At 52.8% G+C, this 218-nt stretch carries 1 tRNA gene and 1 rRNA gene; both read left to right on the plus strand.

From position 1 onward, the window contains the following. Positions 1–64 (plus strand): 16S ribosomal RNA (locus QMX93_RS30995); the annotation flags it as partial. 81 nt (positions 65–145) lie between these two features. Next, a tRNA-Ile gene (locus QMX93_RS31000) sits at positions 146–218 on the plus strand.

A 218-nucleotide genomic window follows, 5' to 3' on the forward strand; every position in this document is an offset into this window, starting at 1 on the left:
CATGACTGGGGTGAAGTCGTAACAAGGTAGCCGTAGGGGAACCTGCGGCTGGATCACCTCCTTAATCGACGACATCAGCTGCTCCATAAGTTCCCACACGAATTGCTTGATTCATTGAAGAAGACGAAAGAAGCAGCCCGAAATTGGGTCTGTAGCTCAGTTGGTTAGAGCGCACCCCTGATAAGGGTGAGGTCGGCAGTTCGAATCTGCCCAGACCC

This window comes from Pseudomonas sp. PS01303, from assembly GCF_029959385.1.
In the GTDB taxonomy this organism is placed as follows: Bacteria; Pseudomonadota; Gammaproteobacteria; order Pseudomonadales; family Pseudomonadaceae; genus Aquipseudomonas; species Aquipseudomonas rustica.